Source organism: Antarcticibacterium arcticum (assembly GCF_007993795.1).
Taxonomy (GTDB): Bacteria; Bacteroidota; Bacteroidia; order Flavobacteriales; family Flavobacteriaceae; genus Gillisia; species Gillisia arctica.
Genome location: NZ_CP042476.1, coordinates 1296647 through 1318952, shown reverse-complemented (window position 1 = coordinate 1318952; position 22306 = coordinate 1296647). Strand labels below are relative to the sequence as shown.

16 protein-coding genes are annotated in these 22306 nt (G+C 40.3%); 1 reads left to right on the top strand and 15 read right to left on the bottom strand.

Features of this window, described 5'->3' with window-relative positions:
- Positions 1 to 78: 78 nt before the first annotated feature.
- The 10 genes from FK178_RS05885 to FK178_RS05840 form a co-directional block, all read right to left on the bottom strand.
- Positions 79 to 1896 (bottom strand): acyl-CoA dehydrogenase family protein, encoded by a 1818-nt coding sequence (locus FK178_RS05885; RefSeq protein WP_146832067.1) that lies wholly within the window; start codon positions 1894 to 1896, stop codon positions 79 to 81.
- 78 nt (positions 1897 to 1974) lie between these two features.
- Positions 1975 to 3168 carry an acetyl-CoA C-acyltransferase gene (locus tag FK178_RS05880; protein ID WP_146832064.1) on the bottom strand — a complete coding sequence of 398 codons (1194 nt, stop codon included), beginning with the start codon at positions 3166 to 3168 and terminating at the stop codon, positions 1975 to 1977.
- A gap of 43 nt (positions 3169 to 3211) precedes the next feature.
- Positions 3212 to 3565: a four helix bundle protein gene (locus FK178_RS05875; RefSeq protein ID WP_146832061.1), complete on the bottom strand. Its 354-nt coding sequence runs from the start codon at positions 3563 to 3565 to the stop codon at positions 3212 to 3214.
- A gap of 54 nt (positions 3566 to 3619) precedes the next feature.
- On the bottom strand, positions 3620 to 6025 hold the full coding sequence (locus FK178_RS05870; protein ID WP_146832058.1) for a 3-hydroxyacyl-CoA dehydrogenase/enoyl-CoA hydratase family protein: 2406 nt from the start codon (positions 6023 to 6025) through the stop codon (positions 3620 to 3622).
- 53 nt (positions 6026 to 6078) lie between these two features.
- Positions 6079 to 6531 (bottom strand): MarR family winged helix-turn-helix transcriptional regulator, encoded by a 453-nt coding sequence (locus tag FK178_RS05865; RefSeq protein ID WP_146832055.1) that lies wholly within the window; start codon positions 6529 to 6531, stop codon positions 6079 to 6081.
- A 222-nt stretch (positions 6532 to 6753) separates the two neighbouring features.
- Positions 6754 to 7758 carry an L-glyceraldehyde 3-phosphate reductase gene (mgrA, locus tag FK178_RS05860; RefSeq protein WP_146832052.1) on the bottom strand — a complete coding sequence of 335 codons (1005 nt, stop codon included), beginning with the start codon at positions 7756 to 7758 and terminating at the stop codon, positions 6754 to 6756.
- A 91-nt stretch (positions 7759 to 7849) separates the two neighbouring features.
- On the bottom strand, positions 7850 to 9625 hold the full coding sequence (locus FK178_RS05855; protein ID WP_146832049.1) for an AMP-dependent synthetase/ligase: 1776 nt from the start codon (positions 9623 to 9625) through the stop codon (positions 7850 to 7852).
- Positions 9626 to 9902: 277 nt separating this feature from the next.
- Positions 9903 to 13571 (bottom strand): phosphoribosylformylglycinamidine synthase, encoded by a 3669-nt coding sequence (gene purL, locus FK178_RS05850; RefSeq protein WP_146832046.1) that lies wholly within the window; start codon positions 13569 to 13571, stop codon positions 9903 to 9905.
- A gap of 143 nt (positions 13572 to 13714) precedes the next feature.
- The gene (locus FK178_RS05845) at positions 13715 to 14284 is read right to left on the bottom strand and encodes a lamin tail domain-containing protein (protein WP_146832043.1); all 570 of its coding nucleotides are present in this window, start codon (positions 14282 to 14284) and stop codon (positions 13715 to 13717) included.
- A gap of 69 nt (positions 14285 to 14353) precedes the next feature.
- Entirely contained in the window at positions 14354 to 15571 is a 1218-nt protein-coding gene (locus FK178_RS05840; protein WP_146832039.1) for an RsmB/NOP family class I SAM-dependent RNA methyltransferase, read from the bottom strand.
- A 73-nt stretch (positions 15572 to 15644) separates the two neighbouring features.
- Here FK178_RS05840 and FK178_RS05835 point away from each other — a divergent pair, with 73 nt between their 5' ends.
- The gene (locus FK178_RS05835; protein WP_146832036.1) at positions 15645 to 16685 is read left to right on the top strand and encodes a WD40/YVTN/BNR-like repeat-containing protein; all 1041 of its coding nucleotides are present in this window, start codon (positions 15645 to 15647) and stop codon (positions 16683 to 16685) included.
- A 108-nt stretch (positions 16686 to 16793) separates the two neighbouring features.
- Here FK178_RS05835 and FK178_RS05830 read toward each other — a convergent pair whose 3' ends face one another.
- The 5 genes from FK178_RS05830 to FK178_RS05810 all read right to left on the bottom strand — a co-directional run bounded on the left by FK178_RS05830 (position 16794) and on the right by FK178_RS05810 (position 22281).
- On the bottom strand, positions 16794 to 17234 hold the full coding sequence (locus FK178_RS05830) for a hypothetical protein (protein WP_146832033.1): 441 nt from the start codon (positions 17232 to 17234) through the stop codon (positions 16794 to 16796).
- 2 nt (positions 17235 to 17236) lie between these two features.
- Entirely contained in the window at positions 17237 to 17767 is a 531-nt protein-coding gene (locus tag FK178_RS05825) for a hypothetical protein (RefSeq protein ID WP_146832030.1), read from the bottom strand.
- A gap of 32 nt (positions 17768 to 17799) precedes the next feature.
- Positions 17800 to 18345, bottom strand: a complete 546-nt coding sequence (locus FK178_RS05820; RefSeq protein WP_146832027.1) for an RNA polymerase sigma factor — start codon at positions 18343 to 18345, stop codon at positions 17800 to 17802.
- A gap of 372 nt (positions 18346 to 18717) precedes the next feature.
- Positions 18718 to 20541: an ABC transporter ATP-binding protein gene (locus FK178_RS05815; protein ID WP_146832024.1), complete on the bottom strand. Its 1824-nt coding sequence runs from the start codon at positions 20539 to 20541 to the stop codon at positions 18718 to 18720.
- Positions 20542 to 20550: 9 nt separating this feature from the next.
- On the bottom strand, positions 20551 to 22281 hold the full coding sequence (locus FK178_RS05810) for a phospho-sugar mutase (RefSeq protein WP_146832021.1): 1731 nt from the start codon (positions 22279 to 22281) through the stop codon (positions 20551 to 20553).
- Between the last annotated feature and the right edge of the window lie 25 nt (positions 22282 to 22306).

Below are 22306 nucleotides of genomic sequence, written 5' to 3'. Positions count from 1 at the left end.
AATGTTCAAAAAAATAAAACCATCCCGCGGGATGGTTTTATACATTAAAACAAAAATTAAAACGGATTTAAATCAAAATTAAAACGAATATTTATTTTCAGAAATAACCTTATCGGCAATAAGGTTTCTCAATTCAACGATATTAGGATGGTTTTGATATTTTGTATATCGCTTCAATCCCATTAACATCATTCTTTGTTCATCACCCTGCGCGATGGAAATTATACCCTCTTTTGCGCGTGCATTAATTATATCTACAGCGTGATATAAATATAATTTAGACATTGCGATTTGTTCTTTTTGAGTCTCTTCTCCCAATCTTGCAACGTTCTTTTCAGTACGCAGAATCCCCGATTCTGCCATGTAAATTTCAATAAGAATATCGGCCGAGGCAAGTAAAAGCTGCTGGTGTTGTTCCAGTTCGGCTCCAAATTTTTGAACAGCGCTTCCTGCCACCATTAAAAATACTTTTTTCAGATTTTGGATGATCTCCTTCTCTTCAGCAAATAATTCAGAATAATCTGGTTTATCAAAAGAGGGGATCCCGGTTAGTTCTTCTCCCACCTTGGTGGCAGGGCCTAAAAGGTCTACATGACCTTTCATCGCTTTCTTAACCAGCATTCCAACACACAGCATCCGGTTTATTTCATTTGTGCCTTCATAGATACGGGTAATACGCGCATCTCTCCAGGCAGACTCCATAGGCGCATCTGCAGAGAAGCCCATTCCACCAAATATTTGAACACCTTCATCTGTGCAATTCTGAAGATCTTCAGATACTGCCACTTTAAGAATAGAGCACTCTATGGCAAATTCTTCAACCCCTTTCAATTCGGCTTCCTGGTGTGATTCCCCATTTTCCTGTCTTATTGCTATCCTGTCTTCAATATCTTTTGCTGCCCGGTATGAAGCAGCTTCACCAACATAAGCTGAAGTTGCCATTTCGGCCAGTTTTGATTTTATAGCTCCAAATTGCGCGATAGGGGTGTTAAATTGTACCCGTTCATTGGCATAATTCACTGCAGAAGTTATCACTCTTCGTTGCGCGTCAAGACAAGCTCCCGCGAGTTTTATACGGCCCACATTAAGTGCGTTCATTGCGATTTTGAAGCCGCTGCCTCGCTCTGAAAGCATATTTTCTACAGGAACTTTGGTCTCATTAAAAAATACCTGGCGGGTAGAGGAGGAGTGTATTCCCAGTTTCTTTTCTTCTTCTCCAAGACTAATTCCATTGGGATTCGCCCGGTCATATTCTACTATAAATCCTGTAATATTCTTATCATCTTCAATTCTGGCGAACACTATCATTAAGTTACAGAAACCGGCATTGGAGATCCACATTTTTTGACCGGTGATCTTGTAATGCGAGCCATCTTCAGAAAGAACGGCTTTAGTCTTCCCGCTGTTGGCATCACTACCAGCTCCCGGTTCAGTAAGGGCATATGACCCAAACCATTCTCCCGTTGTAAGTTTTGGTAAATATTTTTTCTTTTGCTCTTCGGTTCCGTAAAGGGAAATAGGCAATGTACCAATTCCCGAGTGGGCGCCAAAGGCGGTAGAAAAGGATCCTGTGGCTCCTGAAATATGATCTACAACCAACATTGTAGTTACAAAGCCCATTCCCAGTCCGCCGTATTCCTCTTCAACGGAAACCCCCAGAAACCCCATTTCTCCTGCTTTACGCATCAACTCTTCAGTAAGTGCGTAGTTTTTCTTTTCAAATTCTTCCTTGTGAGGCCAGATTTCGCGATCAACAAATTCCCGTACAGAATCTTTCATCATTTTTTGCTCATCGGTAAAGTCTTCGGGAGTAAAAACCTGCTCGCTTTTGGTCTCCTTTACCAGGAACTGGCCACCTCTAATGAGGTCTTGTTTAGTGTTGGTTTGTGTGCTCATAATTTCAATTCGTTATTTTAATATTTTGGTTCCAGATTATGCTCCGGAATAATTCTTCAATTCTTTTCTTTCATCATTTTAAGAAAGAAATTCATAGACGCCTGCTGCTCCCTGTCCCGTACCTACACACATGGTAATCATTGCATATTTGTTCTTAAGATCGCGTTTTCGCATTTCATCAAAAATCTGTACTGAAAGTTTTGCGCCGGTGCATCCAAGTGGGTGACCCATAGCGATTGCACCTCCATTTACATTTACCCTGTTTTGATCCAATCCCAATTCCCGCATTACTGCAAGGGATTGCGACGCAAAAGCCTCATTCAACTCGATCAATTCCAGGTCATCCTGTTTTAAACCGGCTTGTTTTAATGCTTTTGGAATTGCATATACAGGACCCATACCCATGATTCTGGGTTCCAACCCAACTGGGGCATAGCTTACCAACCTTGCAATGGGTTCAAGATTCAACTCTTTCACCATCTCTTCGCTCATCACCATTACAAATGCCGCCCCGTCGCTCATTTGTGAAGAATTTCCAGCGGTTACGCTTCCACCCTCCGCAAACACAGGCCTAAGTTTGGCCAAAAGTTCTTTAGATGTATCTGCCCGTGGGCCTTCATCCTGGTTTACGGTATAGAAACGGGTTTGTTTTTTGTTGTTTTCATCAACATAAGTCTGCTCCACTTTAATTGGAACGATCTGATCCTGAAAACGGTTTTCCTGTTGCGCTTTCAGTGCTTTTTGGTGAGAATTGTAGGCAAATTCATCCTGGTCCTGGCGGCTTACATTGTATTGATTGGCAACAGCCTCAGCTGTTAACCCCATTCCCCAATAGTAATCTTCATTCCCTTCTTTGGCCACCTTATAATCCGGCACGGGTTTATAACCTCCCATGGGAATGTAGCTCATACTCTCGGCTCCTCCGGCAATGATACAATGGGCCATTCCTGCCTGAATCTTGGCAGAGGCAATGGCGATAGTTTCAAGACCAGAAGCGCAATAACGGTTTACTGTCATTCCGGGTACGTCTTCAACTTTTAATCCCATAAGGGAAATGAATCTACCGACGTTTAATCCCTGTTCGGCTTCCGGCATGGCATTTCCAACTATCACGTCGTCAATTCTTGTTTTATCAAAATCCGGCAACTGCTCCATCATATAAGTAATGGTTTCAGCAGCCAGCTCATCTGGTCTTTTAAATCTGAACACTCCGCGCGGTGCTTTCCCCACGGCTGTTCTATATGCTTTTACGATGTAAGCGGTTTTTGTCATTGTAATCAGTATTTAGATATTAGTATTGGGTATTGAGATCAACTCAACGCCCTAAAGATTTTATTAAGGCATAATTCATTTTCTGTACTTCTATTACTTCATTAAGTACAGGAATTACTTTTTCTTTTTCTATTAGTTTAAGGCGATAAGAAAGTATTAACTGTGTTGAGAGCTCGTAGGAAGAACCGTTTGCAATTCCCAGGAAATTTTTAAATTCTCCTTTTGTATTGCGACCGGCACCTTCAGCAATGTTCGAAGGGATGGAAATAGCACTTCTTTTTATCTGACTTATTAATCCGAATTTCTCATCTCTTGGAAAACCGGCTAAAAGCAAATAGGTCTTTTCAGCTATATCCATAGCTTTATTCCAAATTTTAAGATCTTCCAGTTTATGCATTTAATCCTTTCAAATGGTTACTACTCACTACTCAATTCTCACTACTCAATTCTATTAATTTCTTAGCGGCTTCCCTTTCTTGATCATATGCTCAAGTCTTTCCAGGGTTTTTCGTTCTCCTGTAAGGGATAAAAATGCTTCCCGTTCAAGATCCAGTAAATATTGCTCGCTTACATAGGATGCTTCTGAAAGGTCTCCACCGGCCATGACATAGGCCAGTTTATTGGCGATCTTCTTGTCGTGTTCACTTATATAATTACCTGCTAGCATTTGATCGGTTCCTACATAAAAGGCTCCCAGGGCCTGTCTTCCCAGTACCTTAATGTCTTTTCTCATAATGGGTTTGGTATACCCATTTTCAGCCATTAACAATGCATGCTTTTTGGCAATTGCCAATTGCCTGTCCGGATTCACAACAACTATATCCCTGCCTTTTTTAAGGATTCCCAGATCATAAGCTTCATAAGCCGAAGTAGAAACTTTGGCCATTCCTATGGTAAGGAAATGCTCCCGCAACCTGTTCAATTCCACATCATCTTTCTCAAAGGTATCGGCTGCCCGCAGGGTCATTTCCTTGGAACCACCCCCGCCGGGGATCACCCCAACTCCAAATTCTACCAATCCTATGTAGGTTTCGGCGGCCGCCACAACCATGTCTGCATGAAGGGAGAGTTCACACCCACCTCCAAGTGTCATTGCATGCGGTGCTGCTACCGTTGGGATTGAAGAATAACGCATACGCATCATAGTATCCTGGAAATACTTTACTGCAGCATTCAATTCATCATATTCCTGTTCTACGGCCATCATAAAGATCATCCCGATATTTGCACCTACAGAGAAGTTCTTTCCGTTATTGGCAACCACCAATCCCTGGTAATCTCTTTCTGCAAGATCAAGTGCCTTATTAAGACCATCCAGGACATCACCTCCAATGGAGTTCATTTTACTGCGGAATTCTACATTAAGGATCCCGTCACCAAGATCTTCAACTACAACCCCGCTGTTCTTAAATACCTGTTTGGATTCCCGGATGTTATCCAGCAGAATGAAAGCATCCTGTCCCGGAACTTTGGTCTGGGCTTTTTGGGGAATATCATAATAATAGGTATTCCCGTTTTTAACTGTATAAAAACTATCGCTGCCACTCTCTGTCATTTCCTTCACCCACGCAGCAGGTTCATAACCCTCCGCCTTCATCATTTCTATTCCCTCTTTGACCCCAACGGCATCCCAGATCTGGAATGGGCCCTGTTCCCAGCCAAAACCGGCACGCATAGCGTCATCAATCTTATAGAGTTCATCTGTGATCTCCGGGATCCTGTTTGATACATAGGCAAAAAGGGCCGCAAGATTCTTCCTGTAGAATTCTCCTGCCTTATCTTTTCCTTTTATTAAAACCTTGAAGCGGTCCTCGACTTTTTCAATGCTTTTGGTTTGTTCCAGGGTAGCGAAGCTGGCTTTTTTGCCGGCCCGATATTCCATGGTATTCAGGTCCAGGGAATGAATATCACTGGAGCCATCCTCATTCTTTATCTTTTTATAAAAACCCTGTCCGCTTTTACTACCAAACCATTCATTGGTCACCATGGTATCTATAAAATCAGGCAATGCAAAAAGGTCGTGCTGTTCATCCTGAGGCACCCCTTTATGCAATCCATTGGCTACATGTACCAGCGTATCAAGTCCTACCACGTCTACCGTGCGAAAAGTGGCCGATTTTGGCCTGCCTATAACAGGTCCGGTAAGTTTATCTACTTCCTCGATGGTCAAATCCATTTCCTTTACCATATGGAAAAGGCTCATTATGCTGAAAATACCAACCCGGTTCCCGATGAATGCCGGGGTGTCTTTTGCAATAACTGAAATTTTCCCAAGGAATTTTTCTCCATATTCATTCAGGAATTCCAGCACTTCCTGTGAAGTTTCCGGCCCCGGAATGATCTCAAATAATCTTAAATATCGCGGCGGATTGAAGAAATGGGTTCCGCAGAAATGCTTTTTAAAATCATCACTTCGCCCTTCACTCATTTGTTGGATAGGAATTCCAGAAGTGTTGGAGGTTATTAAAGTACCAGGTTTGCGATGTTTTTCAAGATCATCAAAAACCTTTTTCTTTATGTCCAGTCTTTCAACTACCACCTCAATGATCCAGTCAACTTTTGAAACCTTTTCGATATCATCTTCCATGTTACCGGTGGTAATACGGTTTGCAAAATCCTGGTGATATATAGGAGAGGGTTTGGATTTTAATGATGTCTGTAGGGAATCATTTACCAACCTGTTTCGTACCTGCTTATCATTTAATGTAAGTCCTTTCTTTTTTTCCTGCTCATTAAGTTCTCTTGGAACAATATCGAGAAGTAAAACCTCCACGCCAATATTGGCAAAATGACAAGCTATACCACTTCCCATTATTCCGGAACCAATAACTGCAACTTTGTTAATTCTTCGTTTCATATGTTATTTTAATTATATAATTCTTCAAATGCGCTTAAATAGCGCAAATGACATTATTTGATCTTTGTTTCCTGATTATATATTTTCTTATTTGCGATTAGGTCCATCATGGTATTAGCAACCCTTATAAAAACTTTCAGGTCCTCTTCGGGAACCGCTTCCTTTACTGCCTCATCAAATCGCAAAACTACCCCCTTCGAATATTCTCTCATTTCTTTTCCAAATTCAGTAAGATGGAGGAGTACACTCCGCCCATCTTTTGGATGTTTTTTTCTTATAATGAGTCCTTTTTCTTCCATAGATTTCAGGATGCGGGATAAACTGGTCGCTTCCATTCCCATTTTAGGCCCAAGAGAGGTGGAGGGGGTCCCGGTTTCAGGATCAATGCTAAGTAAGGCAAAGCCCGTAGCCATGGTGCTACCCGCTTTTCCCGCCTCTTCATTGTACATTTTTGAAACTGCTATCCAGGTGGCCCTGAGAACATAATCAATGGTTTTTTCCTTCATTCAGAAAATGTTTATTCCCAAAGTTATGAAAAAATATTATGCGTGCATAATAAATAGGAAAATATTTGTTCTTTTTGGAGGGTGATATTAAATTTAGAGTAATTACCAATTAAAAACTCCGCACAAGGGCGGAGTTTAACAATTTATTAATAAATATAACAAGCAAAGAATTCCTGATAAATTTCTGCAAATGAGAGATTTAAAAATTTTATTTGCAGTGCCTTATGCAGGATCTGAAACCAAAACTTTTTCTATCTCTTCCAATTCATCGCTTGAGAATGAAATGTTTCTTATTGCCTTAAGATTATCTTCTAACTGGGCTACGTTGCTCACACCTACCAGTACAGAAGTGATCCTTTTATCTTTAAGTAACCACGCCACGGCCATTTGGGCAAGAGATTGATTTCTTGAATTGGCGATTTCATTTAACTGTTTCACCTTTTTTATAAGCGAGGGGGTGATACCGGAGCTGTCCAGATATCCTCCTTCTATAGCGGCGCGGGAATTTGCAGGGATCCCATCCAAATATTTGGAAGTTAAAATTCCCTGTTCCAGAGGTGAAAATACAATGCTCCCAATACCAATCTGTTCCAGTGTATTTAGTAATCCATCCTCTACCCAACGATCCAACATATTATATCTTGGTTGATGAATTAGAAAAGGGGTACCCAGCTCTTTTAAAATGTTTGCAGCTCTCAGGGTATCTTCAGGGGAATATTGGGAAACCCCCACATATAGTGCTTTTCCCTGCCGAACGATCTGGTCAAGGGCACCCATAGTTTCTTCGAGCGGTGTATCGGGATCGGGGCGGTGGTGATAAAAGATATCTACATAATCCAACCCCATTCTTTTTAAGGACTGGTCAAGACTTGAAATCAAATATTTTCGGGAACCAAAATTCCCATAAGGTCCTGGCCACATATCCCATCCTGCTTTGGTAGAGATCAATAATTCATCGCGGTATTTAGCAAAATCCTCCTTGAAAATTTTTCCAAAATTTACTTCGGCTGACCCGTATGGCGGCCCGTAGTTATTGGCAAGATCAAAATGGGTAATTCCGTTATCAAAAGCACTTCTTAAAATTGCCCTTGCGGTTTTTTGATCGTCCCTGTCGCCAAAGTTATGCCAAAGGCCAAGGGAAAGCAAAGGCAGCAATATTCCGCTTTTGCCACATCGACGATATTCCATTTTTTCATAGCGTTGCTCAGAGGCTAAATATTCTTTCATATTTTCAATTTAATATAGTCTTATAAAATTAACCAAATAAACAATGCCCGGAATTTACTTTCCGGGCATTGGTATCAATTATTTGTAAATATTACCTTTCGTAAATTTTGTTATAAAGGTTTTCATACAGCGCCTTAATATTTCGCCTCTTTAATTTCATAGTAGGGGTTAAGTGCTCACCTTCGATACTCCAGACATCGGGGGTAAGTTCAAACTTTTTAACCTTTTCCCAATGTCCAAATTTAGTGTTATAAAAATCAACCTCTTCCTGGATACGGTCTATAACTTCCTGGTTGGTAATAATTTCTTTATTGGTGGATCCAATGTTCAGGTTCTTGCGTTTGGCCCACTCCTGGACGAATTCAAAATTTGGCTGAATAAAAGCTGCCGGCATTTTTTCACCTTCTCCAATTACCATGATTTGTTCTATAAAACGTGACTGTTTCATAGTATTCTCAATAAGCTGTGGAGCAACATATTTTCCTCCCGAGGTTTTGAACATTTCCTTTTTCCTGTCGGTGATCTTTAAGAATCCTTCTCCATCAATTTCTCCAATATCACCTGTATGGAACCAGCCATCTCCATTTATTGCTTCCCTGGTTTTCTCTTCATCTTTGTAATAACCCATCATTAAGTTGGGTCCCTTGGTTAAAATTTCACCATCCTCGGCTATTTTGACCTCTACTTTGTCAATTACCTTACCTACTGTTCCAATTTTAAAACCTTTGTTACGCTGATCATTCACAGCAATTACGGGTGAAGTTTCCGTAAGGCCGTAACCTTCCATTACCGGAATCTCGGCGGCTGCAAAAACCCGGGCCAATCTTGGCTGCAGGGCAGCACTACCAGATACTATTAATTCTATATTTCCACCCAGGCCTTCTTTCCATTTAGAAAAAATAATTTTCCTGGCAATATTTAACTTGGTTTCATACCACCACCCGTTTGCACCGTATGGCTCATATTGCAAACCAAGCTCCACGGCCCAGTAAAACAATTTTTGTTTGACCCCGCCCAAGGCAGTTCCTTTTGCAATGATCTTATCATACACTTTTTCCAGCAATCTTGGTACCGCTGTAATCACGTGTGGTTGCACTTCTTTTAGGTTATCACTTATCTTCTCAATAGATTCCGCAAAATAAATAGATACGCTGTAGTATTGATACAGGTACATGATCATTCTTTCAAAAATATGGCAAACCGGCAGGAAACTTAATGCGGTATAGGTACCGAATTCAAAAGGCACCCGGCTGGCGCTTGCCAATACATTACTTACAATATTATTATGAGAAAGCATTACACCTTTAGGTCTTCCGGTGGTACCCGACGTGTAAATGAGTGTGGCAAGATCCTCGGGTTTTACCTGGCCTTTTAAAGTTTCAACTTCATTTTGATTACTCTCATCTGCACCCAGCTGAAGGACTTCTTTCCAATTCTTGCAACCTTCAATCACATCAAAACTGTACACTTCTTTGAGTTGTGTATTATGTTGAATACTTCTTACCTTTTCCAACACCTCACTATCTGAAACGAAACAATAGATAGCCTCACTATGATTAAGCACATATTCATAATCTTCCTCAGAAATTGTTGGATAGATGGGAACATTTTGAGCACCAAGCTGTAGCACGCCTATATCCATAATATTCCATTCTGTCCTGTTTGAGGAGGAGATCACTGCGATCTTATCATTAGGTTTAACCCCAAGCCGAAGCAGGCCCCTGCTTATTGTGTTTGCTTTATCTATATATTTTTGGGTAGATAGGGTTTCCCAGGTACCATGATATTTGGTACCTAATGCTTTTTCCAAAGGGGAATTTTCAAGTTGGTAATATGGAAAATCAAAAAGTCTTTTAATTTCGATCATGAGGTGATTTAAATAAGATATTCCCTGCAAAATAGGAATTTAACGGGGTATTTCAAATCTATTTTTTAAAAAAGGATATAAAAACCGCATTCAGAAGTTTTGGATTATTTAAATAAGCGGTTTTGTTAATTTTCTGCGGGATTCATAAACCTCCGGCGAAAATTATAACAGGTTGAGAAATACAGAATTATAAAAATTATAATTTTTTAATTATCCTCTTTTTAAATGTAAACCTAAAAAAAAGCCCTTTCGAAAAAAGGGCTTTTTGTAATAATTATCAGGCTGATTGTTCTTCCAGCCAATTTCTTGCATTCACAAATGCTTCCATCCATGGGCTTACCTCGTCTTTCCTGTCTTTTGGATAATATGCCCAGTTCCATTGGAAAGTAGACCTCTCAAGGTGGGGCATCATCACCAAATGCCTTCCCGTATCATCTACCATCATTGCGGTATTGAAATGTGAACCATTAGGATTTGCGGGATATTTGTCATATCCATATTCGGCTACAATATTATATTGATCCTTAGAATAGGGTAGTCCAAACTTTCCTTCGCCATGAGCGGCCCAAATCCCAAGTTTGCTTCCTGCCAGAGACCCCAGCATTATGGACCTGTTTTCCATGATCTCCACAGAGGTGAAGGTACATTCAAATTTTTTGGATTTATTATGCAACATTTTTGGTTTCTGGTCGTGGTTGGGATTTATAAGACCCAGTTCCACAAATAGCTGGCAACCGTTACAAACGCCAATAGACAGGGTATCATCCCTTTTAAAGAAATTATCCAGTGCTGCCTTTGCTTTTTCATTGTATAGAAAAGCTCCTGCCCAGCCTTTGGCACTTCCCAGGACATCGCTGTTGGAAAAACCTCCAACTGCGGCAATAAATTTTATGCCTTCCAGGGTTTCTCTTCCGCTTATAAGATCTGTCATATGCACATCTTTTACATCAAAACCAGCCAGGTGCATAGCCCGAGCCATTTCCCGCTCACTGTTAGATCCTTTTTCCCTAATAATTGCAGCTTTGATCCTGGGTTTTGAAGCATCAATTACAGGAAGTTTTCCTGAGAAATTTTTAGGGAAAGTAAATTGCAAAGGTTGCTGACTGTAATTCTGGTATCGCTGTGTTGCCAGGTCTGTTCCGCTTTGTTTTTTATCAAGTAAGAAAGAAGTTTTGTACCAGGTATCTCTTAATTCATTGATATCAAATTCAAAGTTTTCATTTCCGTTTTTGATTTTTAATTGCGCTCCTTCGGTAGCCTTTCCAATTTTAAAGAATTCTATGTTATTCTCTGTAAAGATCTCTTCTACGGAAGCGTCTTTAGCCTGGAAAACAATTCCGCAGTTCTCATTGAATAAGAGTTTTACGGCATCTTTTTCATTAAGAGCAGTCAGGTCTAAATTTGCACCCAGGTTAACATCTGCAAAACACATTTCCAGCAGGGTGGTTATCAACCCTCCTGAAGCCACATCATGGCCGGCAAGAATGAGATCCTGTTTTATAAGCGCCTGAATGGCATTGAAGGCTGTGGCAAACTTTTTATCGTCCTTTATAGTAGGAACTTCTTTTCCTACCTTGTTTAGAATCTGTGCAAACGAAGAGCCTCCAAGCTTAAAGGTGTCATTTGATAAATTGATATAGTAAATTGGCCCGCCATCTTTTTGCAGCACAGGTTCCACAACTTTGGTAATATTATCGCAATGTCCTGCAGCAGATATTATCACGGTTCCCGGTGATAAAACTTCTCCGTCCTTATATTTTTGCTTCATTGACAGGGAATCCTTTCCGGTTGGAACGTTTATTCCCAGTGCAATTGCAAAATCTGAAACTCCCTGTACAGCCTCATAAAGCCTTGCATCCTCTCCTTCGTTATTGCTTGGCCACATCCAGTTTGCTGAAAGGGATATAGATTTCAGTCCCTTTTCCAGCGGAGCCCATATAATATTGGAAAGTGCTTCCCCAATGGAATTCCGTGACCCGGCTACAGGATCTACCAGGGCCGACACAGGGGAGTGGCCAAGGGAAGTTGCAATTCCCTCTTTTCCATTATAATCCAAGGCCATCACTCCACAATTGTTCAATGGCAGTTGCAGAGGGCCTGCTGTTTGTTGTTTGGCAACCCTACCGGTGACACAACGGTCAACCTTATTGGTAAGCCAGTCTTTACAGGCAACTGCTTCCAGTTGCAGGACCTGGTCCAAATATTCTTTTATTTTTTCCTGGGTGTATTGTACATCTTCATATTCCCGGGGAACGGTTTTATCTTTCATCACAATTTTTGGAGAACTTCCAAACATATCTGCAAGGGAAATATCCATAGGTTTTTCCCCATTGCTTTTACGCTGAAAAATGAAGTTGTGATCATCTGTTACCTGCCCTACACTATACATGGGAGCACGTTCTCTGTCTGAGATGCGCTGCAGGATATCCATATCTTTCTCTGCGATCAACAATCCCATTCGCTCCTGAGATTCGTTCCCTATGATTTCTTTTGCTGATAGGGTAGGGTCACCCACGGGTAATTTATCAAGATCAATATTTCCACCGGTATCTTCCACAAGTTCGCTCAGGCAGTTTAAATGACCTCCGGCACCATGGTCGTGAATGGAAATTATAGGATTATCATCCCGCTCTACCATCCCCCGAATAGCATTGGCGGCTCTTTTTTGCATTTCCGGGTTGGCACGTTGCACCGCGTTTAATTCAATTCCTGTACTAAATTCTCCGGTATCTGCAGAAGAAACAGCGGCCCCACCCATTCCTATACGGTAGTTGTCGCCACCTAAAACTACGATCTTATCACCTTTTTTTGGAACTTCCTTGATTGCCTGATCTGCCTTGCCATAACCAATCCCCCCGGCCAGCATGATCACTTTATCAAAGGCCATAAGGCGGTTGTGTTCTTTGTGTTCAAAAGTGAGTACTGAACCAGTAATTAGGGGCTGTCCAAATTTATTTCCAAAATCTGATGCGCCGTTGGAAGCTTTTATCAAGATATCCATAGGAGTTTGATAAAGCCATTCTCTTTCAGCTACTTTTTCCTCCCATTTGCGGTCTTTTTCAAGCCGTGAATAAGAAGTCATATAAACTGCGGTTCCTGCGAGGGGCAACGAACCTTTCCCACCGGCAAGCCTGTCCCGAATCTCTCCACCACTACCTGTAGCAGCCCCGTTAAATGGTTCTACTGTAGTGGGGAAATTGTGGGTTTCGGCTTTCAGGGATATTACCGAATCAAAATCCTTACTCTCATAATATTCGGGTACATCTGCTCTTTTTGGAGCAAATTGTTCTACCCGTGGCCCTTTTATAAAAGCCACATTATCTTTATATGCTGAAACTATCTCATTTGGATTAACCTCTGAGGTTTTTCTTATTAATTTAAACAAGGTGGAGGGTTTCTCAAGCCCGTCTATCACAAAACTACCGTTGAAGATCTTATGGCGGCAATGTTCAGAATTCACCTGGGAGAATCCAAACACTTCAGAGTCTGTAAGTTTTCGTTCCAGTTTTTGGGAAAGGTCCTGCAGGTATTGTACTTCTTCTGCATTTAATGAAAGTCCTTCCTGTTTATTAAAACCATCTATATCATCAATTTCTAAAACGGCCTGTGGTACAGCATTCACAGTAAAAACTTCCTGGTCCAGCCCATTGAATTTCTGTGACAGCATTGGGTCAAAATCGTGAAATTTTGAATCTACTTTCAGGAATTCCTCAATGCGTATAATGCCTTTTATTCCCATTGTTTGGGTAATCTCCACAGCATTTGTACTCCACGGGGAGATCATTGCAGCACGTGGCCCAATAAAAAAATCTGCCAGGGCAGATTTATTGAGGTGTTGAGCATTTCCAAAAAGCCAGTTTAATTTTGAAATATCCTTTGCTGAAAGTGACGCGTGCGTTTGCACTGCATAAACCTTAGAGGATTGGGTTCCGAAGAATAGGATCATTCTGCTTGGTTTTGTATTGTTTGAGAAAGGCCAAATTTAAGATTTTTTGACTGAATAACTGTAAAAGGTTTGCCCGGAATATTGAATATTTTGCGAATTGAAAAGATTGGAAATTCACGGCAAATTTATGGTAAACATGAAATTTAATACCGGCCTAGGTTATTTACCGAATCTATTTCAAGAGTTTCCCAACCCGCAGGATTGAATTCTTCAGAGGGCCCGGTAGAATCATATTTTCTTATAAGGGTTACGTCCTTCCCAAAATCTTCAGGATCGTTGAAATTCCCTATAATATCTATAAGCACCCCATTCTTGAAAAGACCTATAGGATCATTACCATTAAAATCCATTGGCGCACCTGTTTTAAGAATATTGGCATTATTAATAATTTCAGAAAGTTCTGCGTTTTCATTCCCAATCACATATACATTGCGGTGTGGTAAAGAACCTGTAAGCAGTAATTCGCCCATCCATTCTCCCGTGCCATTTGATTGCTTTCTTATGGAATATCCCCCGGCATTGAGATCTACTATTCTCCCGGTAAGATTTACGATCTCGAGCGCTTTGTTAAAGGAGGAACCCTCAACATATTCTGAAAAAAATAAATCGGTAGAAAAATCTTCTTCCTGAAGTATGGGTTGCATGGCATCATCACTCCCGCAGGACAGAAGGATACCAATTACCGGAAGAAGCAAAAATTTCAGGTGTTTCATATTTTATAAAAACCAACTTTTAAGATAGTAATTATATATGAAATTACAATTTGAATTATTGGTTGGAATTTACTTTGCAGTGTTCTCAAGTAAAGCCATATAAAAACCATCAAATCCTGTTTCAGAGGAGAGGATCTTCTCTTCTTTTACCAGTTTAAAATTGCTCCCGGCTTCCCTGGCCAAAAATTTCTCCACCTGGTCCTGATTTTCTGAAGGTAAAACCGAACAGGTTGCGTACACCATTTTTCCTCCCGGTTTCAGGATCCTGGAATATTGATCAAGGATCTCTGCCTGGGTTTTCTTAATGGTCTCTATGAATTCAGGTTGTAATTTCCATTTGGCATCCGGATTACGGCTAAGAACTCCCAGACCGCTGCAAGGTGCATCAATCAACACTCTGTCTGCAGTACCATACAGTTTTTTAACCACCTTGGTAGACTCAATAGCACGCGGATCAATATTATGAGCCCCGGCACGTTTTGCCCGGCGTTTCAATTCTTTTAATTTATTCTCATAAATATCTGTAGCGATTATCTGGCCTTTATTTTCCATAAGCGCAGCCAGGTGTAAAGTTTTACCACCGGCACCGGCACAGGTATCTACTACTCTCATTCCCGGTTCTACTTCCAGAAATCGAGCTACCATTTGAGAAGAGGCATCCTGAACTTCAAAAAATCCATTCTTAAAAGCTTCGGTTTTGAAAACATTGGACCTTTCTTCAAGTTGTAAAGCATCGGGGTAACCTTTGATCGCTTCAGTAGCTATTCCTTCATCCTTTAAGGCGCTTCGCAGTTTATCTTTGGTGGTTTTAAGTGTATTTACTCTAAGGATTACAGGAGCCTGCTCATTCAAGGCGTGGATCTCCTTTTCCCAGGTTTTCTCACCCAATTCCTTTACACCCATTTCATCCATCCAATCTGGGATAGATTCACGGTATTTTCTAATTTTGCTTAACTCATCAAATTTTCCTTTGATCTTTCTGCTGGGAGTAGGTTCAATTTGCTTCCAGTCCGGAAGGGTTACCCCACGCAAAGTGGCCCATACCGCGAAAATTCGAAAAAGATTTTCCCTGGAGTAGGGAGCTTTCACATCGGCAATTTCAGTATATAAACGCTTCCAGCGCACAATTTCATAAGTGGTTTCAGCAATAAAGCTACGATCGCGCGCTCCCCAGCGTTTATCCCGTTTCAGGACTTTTTCAATTGTCTTGTCGGCATATTTTCCTTCATTAAATATCTCTGAAAGAGCATCAATGGTTGCAAATACTAAATTCCTGTGTAAGCGCATAGTTTTATTTTAAAGGTGCAAAGGTACATTTTTTTGCTGCGGAAAAATTTATCTTTGATCCAAATTCGTAATTATGAAAGTTATATACTATTTGTTGATCCTTGTTTTTATTGGGTGTGGTTCAAAAGAAGAGAAAGAGGAACGCAGCACTTTTTCTCAGGTAGAAATCGAAACTATCCTGGAGGATTCCGTGAGTGTTCGCGCTATAGAAGTAATGGGTAACAATCTTGCATTTGCCTCAAACAGGGGTTGGTTTGGATTTTATAATGATGCCACCGGTGAGTTTAAGGTCAACCTACAGGAGCAGGATACCTTGGTGCCTGAGTTCAGGGCTGTGGCCAGTACAGAAAATGACTTTTTTATGTTGAGCGTGGGAAATCCTGCCCTTCTATATAAAACCGGTGACACCGGCCAAATGGAACTGGTGTATCGTGAGGACAATGAAAAGGTATTTTATGATGCCATGACGTTTTGGAATGATAATGAAGGAATTGCCATGGGCGACCCTACAGATTCCTGCCTCTCCATAATAATAACAAGGGACGGCGGAAAAACCTGGAATAAACTTAATTGCGATATTCTGCCGGAAGTTGTTGAAGGAGAGGCAGCATTTGCCGCCAGTAATTCTAACATCGCAGTATTGGGTAATAATGCCTGGATCCTTTCAGGAGGGATGAGCTCCAGGATATTTTTTACGGCTGATAAAGGGAATACCTGGGAAGTTTTTGAAACTCCCTTAAAACAGGGCACATCTACGACCGGAGGATATAGCCTTGATTTTTATAATAACAACAAAGGAATTATAGTAGGAGGGGATTACACCCAGCCGGATGATAATACCGGTAATATTGCCGTTACTGAAGACGGGGGAAAAACCTGGAAACTGGTAAGCGAAGGTAAAGGCCCAGGTTATTTAAGCAGCGTACGCTATGTTCCCGGCCGTGGAGGGAATGAAATTGTAGGCGCTGGCCCAAATGGGATCTCATATTCCTTGGATGGAGGTGAAAATTGGGAAACCCTAACTACACGGGGATTTCACACCATAAGATTTGTTACAGATTCTACTGCCTATGCAGGAGGAAATAACAGAATTGCTAAACTGAAGTTCAAATAAGGTATAGCTGGTTTAAAAGACATAAAAAAAATATTCCGGATGTAAATGCATCCGGAATATACAATCAACTAACTAATTAACTAACCAACTATTTTCAACTCAAATTCTTTATCTCTTTTCCCCTTTCATCCGTTCTCTGTATTCCCTTATGAGTTTTTGATGAAATGAAGCTTCTAACTCATGAAGTTTTATGATCTCCCTTGCGGTGAGGAATTTTTTAAGATCGGTGAAGAGTTGTTTTTTAATGGTGTACTCTTCTTTTTCAATAATCAGGTATTCCTTCAACATTTCCTCTGCGCGGGCTTCATTGATGCTGCCAATAGTAGCCCAATCGATGTTTTCCCTTTTATGCAATTCCCGTTTATTGATCTCATATTGATTATAGACCGGCCAGAATTTTTGCGCTACCTCAGAATTCATATTTAATTCCTGGGTTATGTATGCAACTTTTAAGGCTTTAATCTTTTCCCTGTGTGCTTCTTTATCCTGCGCCTGTAGGGAAGAAAAAGCAAAGAATGCCAGGATTAAAAATGTAATTTTATTTTTCATTGTTATTCAAATAATAAATTTGGGTCTTCCACATTTTCACTTATGTACTCCAACACGGCCTCGTCACTTAATCTTGACGTGCTAAAATTGTCTAAAGTGTAACTATAATCTGTCATAAAAACAGAAATTTCTTTCTTGTCAAAATTGAGATATTCATCATCAAGGTAATTTTCAATTGCAGAAAGTTCCAGAGAGTCTATGTTAATATCATTACCCGGTGGATTGAATAACAGGGTTGAAAACAGACCGGTGAAAACAGCTGCAACCGCAGCAGCATAATAAAATTTCTTCCTTCTGTAAAGAGGTATTACTTTAGTAACAGTTCTTTCTTCATTAAGTTTTTCAAGTACCTTACCTTCAAACCCCTCGAAATAATTCTCAGGCACCTTAAAGCCGGGGTCGCCCTTGTAGGCGTTTCCTGATACTTGAGGTTCGTTGAGCTCTTCCATTAATCGCGCCTCAAAATCCCTGAAATAATTTTCGGGAAGGCTGAAACCGGATTTATGATGATTAGGTAACATCTTATTTTTCATTTGGTTATTTGACTCTTTATACTTAAAAAGGTTTAACTGCCTTTTAAATATTCTTCAATTTTCTTAACTGCTATGTGATAGGAAGCTTTGAGGGCCCCTTCACTGGTTTCAAGAATATCTGCCATTTCCCGGTATTTCAACTCCTGGAAATATTTCATGTTGAAAACCTGCTGTTGTTTCTGCGGCAGCAGGGCAATAGCACGCTGAAGTTTCAATTGAATCTCATCGCCTTCAAAATATACATCGCTTTCAATGTTCTCTATAAGACTGGTTTGATATTCTTCTGAAGAAACCTGGAGTTTCTTTGCTTTATTGTTCAGGAAAGTTATGGCCTCATTAGTGGCAATCCTGTACATCCAGGAATACAACTTGCTGTCCCCTTTAAATTTATCAATGTTCCTGAAGATCTTTATAAAGGTATTCTGAAGTATATCATCTGTATCGTCATGATCTTTGACCATATTACGCACATGCCAGTAGAGGCGTTCCTTATATTGTGACACCAGTTGCCTGAAGGCATCATTTGATTGATGCGGATCCTGTAACTGCTGTACTAAAATATCTTCCTGAGTCTTCAATGCCTTTACTTAAAAACCTAAAGTTATTGAATTCTTTATCACGAATAGAAAATATACACACTTAGATTTGTGGGAAAAGACTTTCAATTGTGTAGGAAATTTAATACAAGAATCGATAAAAGACATAAAAAACAGATAATTTGCAATTTTTTTTTGGTGAAATGAATTTTTAATTTATCTTTGATATAACAAAACGATTTAATCTTTTTTTGCCCCAACGAAAATTAATTGAATCTGAGCTTTATTTTCATTTGCCCCAAAATGGAAATATTTAAAAATGGATGAACCTACTTCATCCATTTTTTTTTGGTTTAAAACTTAAAAACCTCCCCTTTTAAAATTAAGGGGAGGTTTTTTTTATAACAGAAACGGTTATTCAAAGGATTGCATTTCTACAAGCTTTCTGTAAACGCCATCCTTTTCCAGTAAATAATCATGAGTACCCTGTTCTACAATTTCTCCATGATGCATTACGGCAATAAAATCGGCTTTTTGAATAGTGGAAAGCCTGTGGGCAATTACAATGGAAGTTCGGTTTTTCATCATATTCTCAAGAGCCAGTTGCACCAGTTTTTCACTTTCAGTATCCAGGGCAGAGGTTGCTTCATCCAGGATCATAATCGGCGGATTCTTAAGCACGGCCCTTGCAATGGAAAGACGTTGCTTTTGCCCACCACTCAATTTATTACCACTATCCCCAATATTGGTTTCAAGTCCCTTAGGAAGATTACGCACAAATTCCCAGGCGTTGGCCACTTTAAGAGCCTCTATAATCTCCTCCTCGGTGGCATCAATTTTTCCAAGAGCTATGTTGTTTTTAACGGTGTCATTAAATAGGATGGAATCCTGGGTTACCAATCCCAGCATATCGCGAAGGGAGCGTTTGGTAATATGCCTAATGTCATTCCCATCTATCTTAATAGCTCCTTCATTAACATCATAAAAACGGGTAACCAAATTGGCTATGGTAGATTTACCACTACCAGACTGGCCTACTAAGGCAACCGTTGTTCCCTTGGGCACACTCAGGCTAAAATTTTTAAGCACCAGGTCCTCTTCATACCTGAAGTTTATATTCTCAATTTCAACTGAATTTTTAAACTCCTTATAATCAATGGCATTGGGAGCATCTGTAATATTTGAGGGCGTGGACAGGACATCGAGAATTCGCTCTGCAGCGGCATTTCCTTTTTTTACACTATACGAGGCCTTGGAAATTTGTTTGGCGGGTGTTAAAATATTATAGGACAACGCCAGAAATGCAATAAATGTTGCCGCGTCCAGTGTACCTTCAACCAAAACCATATTCCCTCCAAACCAAAGGATCACTACAATTACAAAGATTCCAAGGAACTCACTGGCAGGGGATGCCAGGTTTTGGCGATTCACCAAACTGTTTAAAATGCTATTTAGACTGTTGGTTGATTTTTTAAATTTTTGTTCAAATTGATTTTCAACATTGAACCCTTTTACAATTTTTAAACTGGACAGGGTTTCCTCAACAATAGAAAGGAAATTGCCATTTTCCTCCTGCGCCCGGTGGGATTGGGCTTTTAATTTTTTTCCTATAAGTGAGATCAAATAACCGGAAACCGGTAAGAAAATAAACACGAAAATGGTGAGTTTAGGGCTTATTAACAACATCGCGATAATGGTAAATAATATCGTGAGGGGTTCTCTCACAATAAGCTCTAAAATAGAAAGGAAAGAAAACTGCACCTCATTAACATCGGCCGTGATGCGTGAAATGGTATCTCCTTTTTTCTTTTCAGAAAAGTATGCAATGGGCAAATGGAGTATTTTTTTATACAGCGCATCCCTAATGTCGCGTAGCACCCCGTTTCGCAAGAAAGTTATAAAGAAATCTGCCAGGTACCCAAACAGGTTTTTCAGGAAGAACAAGATTACTACGATCCCACAAATAAAAACAAGGGCCGACACTTCATCTTCAGCCACCCTCTGGCTTACGTTGTAATTAAAATAATCTACATAATAATCTTTTGCACCCATCCAGCCACTCCAAACCGGGATCTCATTTGTCCTTTCTTCAGGATTTACCAATATTCTTATAACCGGGATAAGGGCAATAAAGGAAAGGGTACTAAAAAGGGCATAAAATATATTACATATAATATTAAGGAATGCAAAGCGCTTGTAGGGCTTTGCAAATTCAAGAATTCTTCTGAAATAGGTCATTAAAACTTTTTATTCCACCTTAAGATCATCTTTGATCCCGGCGATTCTTTTTTGTAACTGCATATTAACTTCCTCATATTCTTCCACAGAGTTTAGAGAAGCATTCACGCTAATGTAAAATTTGATCTTCGGCTCTGTTCCACTGGGCCTGGCGGCTATTTTTGTACCTTCTTCAGTATAATAGATCAACACGTTGGATTTGGGAATATCAATAAGTCCTTCGGTATGATCCAGAAGATTTCTGGTGGTGGAGGCCTGGTAATCTTCAATTAAAACTACTTTTTCTCCATTAACCTCGTTTAAAGGATTCTCCCGCAGGTCAATCATCATTTGTTTTATTTGCAATTCTCCTTCTATACCTTTTTTCACCAGCGAGATCAATTCTTCCCGGTACAAACCAAACTCTGTGTATAGGTCCAGTAATTTTCCATAAAAAGAACTTCCGGCAGCCTTCATTTGGGCTGCGATCTCGCAGGCCAGTAGGGTAGCAGTGGCAGCGTCTTTATCCCGCACAAATTCGCCTACCATATATCCAAAGCTTTCTTCCCCGCCACCTACAAAATCCAGGTCTGGATTATCCTTGATCATTTTTGCGATCCATTTAAAACCGGTAAGTACTTCGTGATATTGCGCGCCGTAACTTTCAGTAATATTTTTAAGCATAGGAGTGGATACAATAGTGGAGGCAACAAAAGAATTCTTATTCAATTTCCCCTGCTTTTTCCATTGTTCCAAAAGAAACCAGGTCATGACCACCATGGTTTGGTTCCCGTTAAGAAGTATTAATTTGTTATTCAAATCGCGCACAGCGATCCCAAGACGGTCCCCATCTGGGTCTGTACCTATAACTATATCAGCATTTTTTTCTTCTGCCAGTTTTAATGCCATTTCAAGGGCTTCCGGTTCTTCAGGATTGGGTGATTTAACCGTGGGGAAATTTCCGTTGGGCACTTCCTGCTCTTTTACCGTATATACATTTTTATAACCCGCTTTTGCAAGAACCTGGGGGTTTACGGTAGAAGCGGTACCATGAAGCGACGTGAAAACTATCTTAAGTCCATCTTTTGATTCCTGGGCGGTATTAAAACTTCCGTTTTTTACAGATGCTTCCAGGAATGCATCATCTACCTTAGAATCTATAAGTTCGATCAGGTCCTTATTTGCCTTGAAATTAATCTCGGAATATTGCAGCTTACCTATTTCATCTATTATAATACTATCCTGGGGCGGTACCAATTGTCCCCCATCCTGCCAATAAACTTTGTAACCGTTATATTCCGGCGGATTATGGCTTGCGGTAAGTACAATACCGCAGTGACATTTTAAATAACGTACCGCAAAGGAAAGCACAGGAGTGGCCCGAAGATCTGAAAACAGGAACACCTTAATTCCATTGGCCGAAAATACATTGGCCACAACACGGGCAAGTTCTTTACTGTTGTTACGGCAATCGTAAGCAATCACCACTTTCAATTCTTCTCCCGGGAACTCGGTTTTAAGAACATTGGATATTCCCTGGGTGTTTTTTCCCAGGGTATATTTATTGATTCGGTTAGGGCCCACTCCCATAATATCGCGCATTCCCCCGGTACCAAAAGAGGTGTTTTTGTAAAACGACTCTTCCAGTTCTGCAGGGTTTTTATCTATAAGCTGCTGCACTCCATCTCTGGTTTCCTTATCAAAGATATCTGACAGCCAGGATTGCGCGGCAGCAAGTATTTCAGGTTTAATAGTAGACATAGCTAAAAATTTAGGCAGTAAAAAT

Bases quoted from the DNA above. Each gene is read 5' to 3' on its own strand.
- FK178_RS05885 (WP_146832067.1), bottom strand. From the start codon at position 1,896: ATGAGCACACAAACCAACACTAAACAAGACCTCATTAGAGGTGGCCAG.
- FK178_RS05880 (WP_146832064.1), bottom strand. From the start codon at position 3,168: ATGACAAAAACCGCTTACATCGTAAAAGCATATAGAACAGCCGTGGGG.
- FK178_RS05875 (WP_146832061.1), bottom strand. From the start codon at position 3,565: ATGCATAAACTGGAAGATCTTAAAATTTGGAATAAAGCTATGGATATA.
- FK178_RS05870 (WP_146832058.1), bottom strand. From the start codon at position 6,025: ATGAAACGAAGAATTAACAAAGTTGCAGTTATTGGTTCCGGAATAATG.
- FK178_RS05865 (WP_146832055.1), bottom strand. From the start codon at position 6,531: ATGAAGGAAAAAACCATTGATTATGTTCTCAGGGCCACCTGGATAGCA.
- mgrA (WP_146832052.1), bottom strand. From the start codon at position 7,758: ATGAAAGAATATTTAGCCTCTGAGCAACGCTATGAAAAAATGGAATAT.
- FK178_RS05855 (WP_146832049.1), bottom strand. From the start codon at position 9,625: ATGATCGAAATTAAAAGACTTTTTGATTTTCCATATTACCAACTTGAA.
- purL (WP_146832046.1), bottom strand. From the start codon at position 13,571: ATGATCCTATTCTTCGGAACCCAATCCTCTAAGGTTTATGCAGTGCAA.
- FK178_RS05845 (WP_146832043.1), bottom strand. From the start codon at position 14,284: ATGAAACACCTGAAATTTTTGCTTCTTCCGGTAATTGGTATCCTTCTG.
- FK178_RS05840 (WP_146832039.1), bottom strand. From the start codon at position 15,571: ATGCGCTTACACAGGAATTTAGTATTTGCAACCATTGATGCTCTTTCA.
- FK178_RS05835 (WP_146832036.1), top strand. From the start codon at position 15,645: ATGAAAGTTATATACTATTTGTTGATCCTTGTTTTTATTGGGTGTGGT.
- FK178_RS05830 (WP_146832033.1), bottom strand. From the start codon at position 17,234: ATGAAAAATAAAATTACATTTTTAATCCTGGCATTCTTTGCTTTTTCT.
- FK178_RS05825 (WP_146832030.1), bottom strand. From the start codon at position 17,767: ATGAAAAATAAGATGTTACCTAATCATCATAAATCCGGTTTCAGCCTT.
- FK178_RS05815 (WP_146832024.1), bottom strand. From the start codon at position 20,541: ATGACCTATTTCAGAAGAATTCTTGAATTTGCAAAGCCCTACAAGCGC.
- FK178_RS05810 (WP_146832021.1), bottom strand. From the start codon at position 22,281: ATGTCTACTATTAAACCTGAAATACTTGCTGCCGCGCAATCCTGGCTG.